Origin of the sequence: Campylobacter sp. US55 (assembly GCF_004378955.1) — a bacterium.
Classification (GTDB): domain Bacteria; phylum Campylobacterota; class Campylobacteria; order Campylobacterales; family Campylobacteraceae; genus Campylobacter_D; species Campylobacter_D jejuni.
On the sequence record NZ_RYYF01000012.1, the window covers coordinates 36116 to 45827 of the forward strand.

General features: G+C 30.4%; 8 protein-coding genes and 1 pseudogene. All 9 read right to left on the reverse strand.

Annotated features, from left to right (window positions below):
* Window positions 1–2: 2 nt before the first annotated feature.
* Complete coding sequence (locus tag ELQ07_RS07850; RefSeq protein ID WP_040966612.1) at window positions 3–1523, reverse strand: ATP-binding protein; 1521 nt, start codon at window positions 1521–1523, stop codon at window positions 3–5.
* Window positions 1524–1536: 13 nt separating this feature from the next.
* Complete coding sequence (locus ELQ07_RS07855; RefSeq protein WP_040966613.1) at window positions 1537–2838, reverse strand: restriction endonuclease subunit S; 1302 nt, start codon at window positions 2836–2838, stop codon at window positions 1537–1539.
* On the reverse strand, window positions 2835–4745 hold the full coding sequence (locus ELQ07_RS07860; RefSeq protein ID WP_057980123.1) for an N-6 DNA methylase: 1911 nt from the start codon (window positions 4743–4745) through the stop codon (window positions 2835–2837). Before ELQ07_RS07860 ends, ELQ07_RS07855 begins: the two co-directional genes overlap by 4 nt.
* A 138-nt stretch (window positions 4746–4883) precedes the next feature.
* Complete coding sequence (dnaK, locus tag ELQ07_RS07865; protein ID WP_002856760.1) at window positions 4884–6755, reverse strand: molecular chaperone DnaK; 1872 nt, start codon at window positions 6753–6755, stop codon at window positions 4884–4886.
* Window positions 6756–6777: 22 nt separating this feature from the next.
* Window positions 6778–7308: a nucleotide exchange factor GrpE gene (grpE, locus tag ELQ07_RS07870; protein ID WP_002790452.1), complete on the reverse strand. Its 531-nt coding sequence runs from the start codon at window positions 7306–7308 to the stop codon at window positions 6778–6780.
* Entirely contained in the window at window positions 7305–8096 is a 792-nt protein-coding gene (locus ELQ07_RS07875; protein WP_002856966.1) for an HrcA family transcriptional regulator, read from the reverse strand. Before ELQ07_RS07875 ends, grpE begins: the two co-directional genes overlap by 4 nt.
* 216 nt (window positions 8097–8312) lie before the next feature.
* On the reverse strand, window positions 8313–9131 hold the full coding sequence (locus ELQ07_RS07880) for a hypothetical protein (protein ID WP_208359325.1): 819 nt from the start codon (window positions 9129–9131) through the stop codon (window positions 8313–8315).
* Entirely contained in the window at window positions 9103–9525 is a 423-nt protein-coding gene (locus tag ELQ07_RS08285; protein WP_208359326.1) for a hypothetical protein, read from the reverse strand. The genes ELQ07_RS07880 and ELQ07_RS08285 overlap by 29 nt, the downstream gene beginning before the upstream one ends.
* Window positions 9526–9636: 111 nt before the next feature.
* Window positions 9637–9712 (reverse strand): annotated as a pseudogene (locus ELQ07_RS08375) (hypothetical protein); the annotation flags it as partial.

Consider the following 9712-nt stretch of genomic DNA (forward strand, 5'->3'; position numbering starts at 1 on the left):
TGTTAGCTCCCTTTATTAGCTTGAATAAAATCTCGCATATCTTTAATAGATTGCTGTAACTCTTCAAAAGTAAATTTAGGATTATGTGTATTTTCAGGATGGTGTATTTGATCTCTTATATATTTTGTTTTTGTAGGATACTCTTCTTTTTCAGTTTTACTATTTACATATTTTTGCGTCGGCTTATCTTTAAAATATTCTTTTAAAAGTTGTTGCAAATCAATATAACCATACAATTCATTATGATATTCTTCATCTGCTTCATCAAAAGCCAAATAATTGATTTCATTAAGAGAAGGAATAGGAAGCACATGTTTTTCCAATTTTACAATTTCTTTTATATTATTATTGTTTTTAACTAATCTTATATTTTCAAATTGAAGTTGTTTAACAATGCTTGGACTATGAGTTGTAATAATAATTTGAATTCCTTCCTCTTTGGATAATTTTTCTAATGCTTCTATAAGTAATCTTTGATGATATTGGTGTTGTGAAGTTTCAGGTTCTTCTATGGCATAAATAATATTGCTTTTTTCATTATTATTTTTCTTTCTTTCAGCTTCAGCTCTAAAAAAATTCAAAAGTATCATTCTTTTCACCCCACTTCCTCTTTTATTAATAGGAATGTCTTCATCTCCAGCAATAGATACACTTTTAAACACATCAGCCCATTTAAGTTGCTCTATGGTCGGAATTTTAGGATTTAAAGTTTTAGCAATTTCTGGATTCATATCTTTTAATTTTTCAAGAGTTAAATTTGTAACTTCCTGTAGTTTATTTATTACTTCTTCGGCTATAGCTTGAAGTTTATCAGAAATTTTTTCGTCTTTAAAAATTTGAGCTACTGCACTTTTTAAAGGATTTTGTATTTCATTATCTCCATCATTATTTGTTCTATCGCTTTGAAATAAAGCATAATGTGGCAATTTTCTTTCTAATTGTTCCCAAATACTCTTTGCTTCCTCTTTATTAAGCTCTACTTCCACTTCCTGCAATTGAAGATTATCAGAGTAATGTTGCCAAATAGCCTTTCTTAATTCTGCACTTTTTGTTAAATTATCACACATTATATTTTTTTCTTTGGTAATTTTTTTAAGGTCTGTAATTTTTAAAGAATGCAAATTTTTACATTCTTCATTAGTTGGATGATATGCTTTGAGGAAAATTTTAGGTTTTCCTGCATTTGGGTATTTTTTAATAATTTCTAATTTATTGTTTTGATTCAATAAATACTCTTCTTCTAAATTGGTGAGATTTGATGCATCTAAAACTAATTTTTTAGGGTAATTATCAAAAACTACAGATATTTGAATTTCATTATCTCCATTTTTTACACATTCTTTATTTATATCGTTTTTATCTATTTTGATTACACCTCCATCAAAGAAAATATCTAAAGCTTCTAAAATAGTAGATTTTCCTATATCATTTTTTCCGACAAATGCCGTTAAATCTTCAAAATCAACTATAACTTCATTTGCATAGCTTCTAAAATTTTTTATCTTAACTTGAATAATCTTCATTGTTTTCTCCTTTTTATAAACTAATCCTACCACAAACGGCTTGGTTTATGAGTGTGGTTTTGTATTCTTTTATGAGTTTTATTTGTTTTTTGGTTTTTTCTATCAATAAATCTATTTTTTCACATTTTTCATCTAAGAAATTTGCGATTTGTTCTTGCTCTTTTAAGGGCGGGATAAGACACTGCACTTCTTTTAAAATAGATTTTGTGATACTAAAAACCTTTACTCCGCAAACTTCTTTTCTTATTTGATTTCTTGTAAATATAGAATCAAATAAAAATGAAAAATACAAAGAATTGATCTTGCCTTTATATTTCAAAATTATTGTGTGATATCCTGCAAAAATCGGTGTATCGGATTGAATGCTTGTAAAATTTCCTGAACCTTCTATATCTTCAGAAGTATCTGCAAAGACAAAATCTCCTTTTTGTAAAAGTGATTGTGGTTTATCTGCAAGATATGTTTTGCTTACAAATGGCAATGCATGGATAGTAGTATTAAGACGACAAGGGTATTTGGAATGAATTTCACCATAACTAACACAAGGTATTCCATAAGAAACAAAATCTGCTTTAGTTATATTTAATCCATTGCCAAGTGTAAAAAGCATTTTAAGCTTTTTTACTTCCCAATGCTGTGGAATTTCTCCAAGCCATTCTATGCCACTATCTTTGAAATTTATATTTTTATCAAGTCCTTTTGTGATAGTTTCATTTATAAAGGCTTGTTTTTGCTCTTTTAAAAGGCTAATGAGTTTTTCTTTTTTCTCTATGAAATTTGCTATCTGCTCGCATTTTTCATCTAAAAAATTTGCAATTTGCTCTTGCTCTTTTAGTGGTGGAAGTGGAATTTTAAATTCCCCTATTTCTTTGGTTGAAATATTTGGTTGTGCAGATCCATTACAAGCAAGCTCAATAAGTAATGAAAATCCTCTAGTTAAAAAATAATATTTTACAAGTTTTAATTTACTTCTAACAATGGCAACTCTTTGATTGATATAAGCTTTATTATCAGTATTACAAAATGCTATTTTTCCTGTGGTTGCTCCACTTAAAGCAATTAAAATATCATTATTACTAATTAAAAATTGTTTCAATTTTTCTTTTTCTTTTGTTTTTAGGCAATTGTCATATAAAATTTTTTCCTTTTGCATATCTCCGATACGAATCACAGGAATTTCAAAAATTGGATTAAAATCAAAGTTTTCAAAAGCATATCCATTTACAAAAGTTACTATCTTGTTGATTTTCACCACTTCCCAATGCTCCGGAATTTCCCCAAGCCATTCTATGCCACTCTCTTTGAAATTTTTCATTGCACAATCTCTCTTAAAAGATCTTGCACTTCTTTTTCTAGCTTTTCTAATTCGTTATTTATTTCTTCTAGTTTTCTTGGTGGTGTATAGGTATAAAAATATTTGCTAAAAAGTATTTCATAACCCACACTTGCACTTTCCCATGCTATCCAAGAGTTTGCTACATAAGGCTTTACTTCTGTGTCATAATAGCCTTGTATATTTGTTTTGAGTGGAATTTTTTCAGTATTGTTAGTTTTATCGCTATCAATGATGAGATTTTCTTCGCTTTTTTTGAGCTTTACACCTAAAAATTTGATAAATTCTTCTCTGTTTTTAAAGTCTTGTGGATTTTGTTCTAATTCTTGTAATTTTTCTAAGATTTTATCTTTGTCTTTTAGTTTTGCAAATTTTTCATCATCTTTTAGAAATTCTACACTTTTTGGCTTTTCTATGATGATTTTAGTATAGCCAAAGTCCTCATTATCTAGAATCTTGCAATCTTTGCTTGATGTAAAATTCAAAAATAATTCTGTGATTTTTTCTATATGTTCTTTTGTCATTTCATTTTGCTTTTGTCCTAAAGACTTTTTCATTTTTGAAAAATATTCTTCATTTGTAGTGTTTATAAGCTGGACTTTGCCTTTTTTGTGTTCTGACTTTTTGTTGGTGATGATCCATATAAAAGTGGGAATTCCTGTATTATAAAACATATTAGTAGGTAGGGCGACTATAGCTTCAAGATAGTCGTTTTCTATGATATGCTTTCTTATAGCTACCATACCGCTATCTGAGTTAAAAAGTGAGCTTCCATTATGCACGCTTGCGATACGAGAACCCAAAGGGGTGTCAAATTTCATCTTGCTAAGCATATTGAGCAAAAACATCATTTGTCCATCGCTTTTGCTTGTAATGCCTACACTAAATCTTGGATCATTACAAGTTGAATTTGAACCTTTCTTTTCCACGCCTAGAATTTTTTGATCATTTTCCCAAGACTTACCATAAGGTGGATTGCTAAGCATGAAATCAAATTGTAAGTTTTGTTGATCATTGCTTAAGGTAGAACCAAATTTTATGCGCTCTGGATTTTCGCCTTTTATCAGCATATCTGCTTTGCATATAGCATAAGTTTCAGGGTTGATTTCTTGTCCGTAAAGATAAATATTTGCCTTTGACTGTATAAGTCTTTCAGGATCTGTGATGAATTCTTTTGATTCTGTTAGCATACCACCACTTCCACAAGCATTATCATAAATAAGCCATGTTCCTTGTTTGATCTGCTCTTTTACAGGCAAAAATACAAGATGAGTCATAAGCTCTATAATCTCTCTTGGGGTAAAGTGCTCTCCGGCTTCTTCATTATTTTCTTCGTTAAATTTACGGATAAGCTCTTCAAAAACATACCCCATGCCAAGATTACTCAAGCCTTTATGGATAACATTACCTTTTTCATCTAAAATATCTTCTATACCGAAATTTACCTTAGGCGAGCAAAATCTTTCTATAACACCAAAAAGTATATTGGATTCTTCTAAGGTATCGAGTTGGTTTTTGAATTTAAATTTTAAAATGATATCTTTGATATTTTCACTAAAACAATCAAGATAATTTTCAAAATTTATTCTTATGTTTTTTGGATCGTTTAGAAGGGTTTGTAGATTAAATCGAGAATAATTAAAAAAGCCTAGTTTATTCCCTTGTTTTCCACCTAGCAAAGATTCTAAATTTTCAAATTCATCTTTATAGGTATTGTAGGTTTTAAGAACTTTATCTTTTGTAGGCTCTAAAACCGCATCAATTCTTCTTATGATTGTCATGGGTAAGATAACATCGCGGTATTTGCCCTTTACATAAACATCACGAAGCAAATCATCTGCCACACTCCATATAAAGTTGACAATGGGCTGGAATTGGCTTTGTTCCATGATGTGTTCCTTATATTTTTATTAATAATATATTATATAAAATCACTACTAAAAAATTTTTAAAAATTAAATAAGATAAAATAGAATTGAGTTCAAGCCTTTTAACAAGGCTTGAATGAAGATTTTGATTTTGAAAGATTACTCAACTTCAGCGTCGATTACATCGTCATCTTTTTTCTTTTTATCATTGGCTGTGTTTGGCTCATCTTTTTTATACATATTTTCAGCTAACTTATGAGAAACTTCACTTAAAGCTTTCATTTTGCTTTCAATCTCTTCTTTGCTTGCATTTTGATTTTTCAAAGTCTCGCGCAAATCATCAAGAGCTTTTTGGATATTTTCTTTATCAGCAGCAGCAACTTTTTCACCCAACTCACTTAAAGATTTTTCTACTTGATGGGCCAAGCTATCAGCTGCATTTCTAGCATCTACAGCTTCTTTACGTTTTTTATCTTCTTCTTTGTGAAGTTCGGCATCTTTTACCATGTTATTAATTTCTTCTTCGCTAAGTCCGCTTGAACCTGTGATTTTGATCTCTTGAGCCTTACCTGTTGCTTTATCTTTTGCACTAACAGTTAAAATACCATTTGCATCGATATCAAAAGTAACTTCGATTTGTGGCATACCGCGTGGTGCTGGTGGAATTCCTTCAAGATTGAAATTTCCTAAAGATTTATTATCACGACTAAATTCTCTTTCCCCTTGTAAAACATTGATAGTTACAGCACTTTGATTATCCTCAGCGGTTGAGAAAACTTGCTCTTTTTTAGTTGGAATAGTTGTACCTTTTTCGATAATCTTAGTCATTACCCCACCTAGAGTTTCTATACCCAAAGAGAGCGGAGTAACATCAAGTAAAAGCACATCTTTAACATCGCCTTTTATAACCGCACCTTGAATCGCCGCACCAATAGCCACAACTTCATCAGGATTTACAGACTTGTTAAGATCTTTATTAAAGGCTTTTTTCACTTCTTCTTGCACTAAAGGAACACGAGTAGAGCCCCCTACCATAACAATTTCTTTAATCTCATCTTTTTTAAGCCCTGCGTCACTTACTACTTCATTGATTTTAGTGATGGTTTCAGCCACTAAAGAATCAATCATACCTTCAAATTTAGCTCTAGTAAGTTTTTTAACCAAGTGTTTTGGCCCACTTGCATCTGCTGTGATAAATGGTAAATTAATTTCAGTTTCATTAGCTGAGCTTAATTCTTTTTTAGCATTTTCTGCTGCTTCTTTCAAGCGTTGTAAAGCCATAACATCATTTTTAAGATCTATGCCTGTTTCATCTTTAAATTCATTAGCTAGAAAATCAATAAGTTTATTATCAAAATCATCGCCCCCTAAGAAAGCATTACCACCTGTTGCTAAAACTTCTACTACATTATCGCCAGTTTCAAGCACAGTAACGTCAAAAGTTCCCCCACCTAGATCATAAACCACGATTTTTTCACTATCTTTTTTATCAAGTCCATAAGCTAGAGCTGCTGAAGTAGGCTCATTGATAATTCTTAATACATTAAGTCCTGCTATCGTTCCTGCTTCTTTTGTCGCTTTTCTTTGCGCATCGTTAAAATATGCAGGCACAGTAATAACCGCATCTACAACACTCTCGCCCAAGAAAGCTTCAGCATCTTCTTTTAGTTTCATTAAAACTTTTGCTGAAATTTCTTGCGGAGTATAAATTTTCCCTGCAATCTCAATAGCACAAGCACCATTTCTTTCAGTGATATGATAAGGAAGTCTGTTTTTAGCTTCTTTAGCCGCGTCTTCATTGATCATCAAACCCATAATTCTTTTAATAGAATAAATAGTTTTTTCAGGGTTAGTTACCGCTTGGCGTTTTGCACTATCTCCTACTAAAACCTCGCCTTTATCTGTAAAAGCCACCACAGAAGGGGTTGTATTTTTACCTTCTTTATTTGGAATTACTTTACTCTCACCGCGTTCATACACAGCAACACAAGAATTGGTTGTTCCTAAATCTATACCTATAACTTTACTCATTTTTTATCCTTTTTATTAAAATTTATTTTGCTACACTAACTTTGGTTGGGCGGATTACGCGATCGGCTATTTTATAGCCTTTTTGAAGCACGGTAACCACTTCACCACTTTGATGATTTTCACTATCTACATGAAACATTGCCTCATGTAAATTTGGATCGAACTCTTTTTCTTCTTTAATAAGAGCCACTCCATGCTTTTCAAGTTTTTTAAGAAACAAATCTAAAGTGTTTTGCACTCCTTCTTTGATTTTTAAGCTAATTTCATCATGGCATTCGACATTGATAGCTGCTTCTAAAGCATCTAAAACATCAAGCAAATCCTTTGCAAAGCTTTCATTTGCATAAGCCATAGCACTTAGCTTTTCTTTTTCCATTCTTTTTTTAATATTTTCAAATTCAGCGTTTGCACGCATATATTTGTCTTTTAATTCATCATAGTCTTTTTGCAATTTGTTTTGCTCAACATCTTCGATATTTTGCAAATTCTCATCTTGCAAATGTTCAGAATTTTCTGCGTTTTCGTTTTCAAATTCTTGCTTTTGCTCGCTCACGCCGCCTCCTTTATGTATTGTAATATTTTTTTATAATCCGTATAAACACTACCTGCTAAGATAATATTTACATCTTCGCCCAAAAACTGCGCATCCACCTTAAGCCCCATAAAACCTTCTTTAAATAAAGGTTCAAATTCAAGACTTTCTTTAAAATAACGATGAACTCCACAATCTAAGAGCTTAACAAATTCATCATTTTGATAAATTTGATAAGCTCTTTCTTCATTGCTTCTATAGCAAATCAAATTTTGCCTTAAGCTAGCTATTTTTTCTACAAGATCCATAAAATGAACCCTTAAAGCTATTTTTTCTATACTAAAAAGATCCAATCCTATAAGACTTTGTAAAAAATTCCATGCTTCTTTTTCATATTTTAAAACGAGCTCTTCTTCTTTAAAATCAAGCACTATAAACTTAGCATTTAGATCAAGCACTTCTTTAAGCACTAAGCTTCTACCACCATAAACAAGACAGTAAATTTCAAATTCTTTACTCAACTCTTTTAAAAAATTCTCACTTTTGATATTGATATCTTGATCTTGTTCTTTTTTCCAAAAACTTTGCCAGTAATTTTGCATTGTCAAAATAGTAGGAATTCTACCACTACTTATATGAAGCTGAGTGATCAAACCCTCGTCGCTAAGCCTTTTAAGATAGACGCGTATAGTTGAAGCAGGGATGCAAAGATTTAAATTCAATTCATTTGAACCAATAGGAACATTATCTAAAAGATAAGTTTGGATGATAGAATCTAAAATCAAATCCTTTTTATCTCGGCTTTTCATAGCTCTTTCCTTAAATTTTTAGCACTCTATTTTTTGATTGCTAGAAGTATTATACAACATTGAGTGTTATTTTGTCAAGTATAAATATAAAAAAATATACTTAATTTTATTTAGTCTATATGACTAAACTTTTATTAGTTACTTTTTTATAAGAATACAATATATCAATATATCAAAATAAAAATAACAATACACTTTACAAGATAATTATAAAAACTAAGCCCAAATTTTAATTAAATCAGCTATTTTTCCATAACTTGTAGAATTTGTATCAAAATAAGTTTGCTTCATTTCGTTGACAATTTCACCAAGATTGTCATAATTAAGTTTAGTTGCATCTTCAGGTTTTAAACCTAGCATTTTTGCACTTCTTTGTTTGAATAAATCCACAAAAGCTTCATAGAAAATTTTAAATTTATCCAGATTAAAAACAAGTTTTTTATTACCAGTTTCTTTATCTTCAACTTCATCAAAAATTTTATCAGATAATTGCATTTTAAGTAGAGATTTTTCATCTTCACTTAAATCATCATATTTTACACCTTTACCTAATTTATCCAAGATATCTTTAATTTCCATTGTATTAGTTTGATCAAATTTAGTTAAAGTTAATATACCTACACTTTCAGTCCATCTAGAATTTGGAGCTTTGGTTTTTACTGCTTGCATGCCAGTTTCGCTAAAACTAAGCTCTCCATCAAAATCTCCATCTTTTCTTATCATTTTATCAAGCTCTAAACCTATAGTTCTACCAGCATAATCTGTATCTTTGGTATCATCTGGACGCATTTCTCTAAAATCTTTTTCAAAACCAAATAGAGTATCTACACTACCATTTAATTGTGTATAAGATTGCACAAAAAGTCCTAAATTTGTTTCCTGTGCTACAAAACCACTTTTCGTATCTTCAAGCTCGTAATCTTCTAAATATCCATCATTATTTCTATCGCTAACCATATAAGCTCTAGTATATGCTATATCAGCATACCATCCAGCCACGAAATTTTCAGCTTTTCCACTTAATATATGATCCATCAAGTCTTTTAGTCATATCTTCTTTATCAAATTCAATCCCCATTTTATTGATAGCTGTTGAACTTAAAGCACTACGAACGAGTTTATTTGTAATAGGATCTCTAAAATATATAGTAGTCATACCTCTTTCAGCTTTTTTCACTTTATCACTTACCTTTTGATTGAAAACTTTTTCATCTTCTAATCTTTGAAGCATAGTTTGAGCTACATCTGTTTTTTGATCTTGAAATGAAGAGGAATTTTCGTCTTTTTCATTAAGAATCTTTGGTTTTAAATTCAACTTAAAAGATTTATATACACTAGCTTGCTGAGAAGATTTAGATATGGGTTGAAAATGATTAAGAAATTTTATAAAATCCATTTTGATGCCTTCAAATTTTCGACATCTTTTCAAAAATATTGCTAATATATTCTATGTAATTTTAACTTAGAAAATTTTAAATTTTATCCTCTATTACCTTCCAAACCCCTAAAAACACCCTATTCTCTTTCTAAGACCCTAAAAATGATAATTTTCTTTTGTTTCAATATTCAAAGCATCAAATATATTTATATCACTCAAACCATTGCTTACATCTTTT

What these genes read in the sequence shown, in the direction of transcription:
- ELQ07_RS07850 (WP_040966612.1), bottom strand. Translation starts at nt 1,523, where the DNA reads ATGAAGATTATTCAAGTTAAGATAAAAAATTTTAGAAGCTATGCAAAT.
- ELQ07_RS07855 (WP_040966613.1), bottom strand. Translation starts at nt 2,838, where the DNA reads ATGAAAAATTTCAAAGAGAGTGGCATAGAATGGCTTGGGGAAATTCCG.
- ELQ07_RS07860 (WP_057980123.1), bottom strand. Translation starts at nt 4,745, where the DNA reads ATGGAACAAAGCCAATTCCAGCCCATTGTCAACTTTATATGGAGTGTG.
- dnaK (WP_002856760.1), bottom strand. Translation starts at nt 6,755, where the DNA reads ATGAGTAAAGTTATAGGTATAGATTTAGGAACAACCAATTCTTGTGTT.
- ELQ07_RS07875 (WP_002856966.1), bottom strand. Translation starts at nt 8,096, where the DNA reads ATGAAAAGCCGAGATAAAAAGGATTTGATTTTAGATTCTATCATCCAA.
- ELQ07_RS07880 (WP_208359325.1), bottom strand. Translation starts at nt 9,131, where the DNA reads ATGGATCATATATTAAGTGGAAAAGCTGAAAATTTCGTGGCTGGATGG.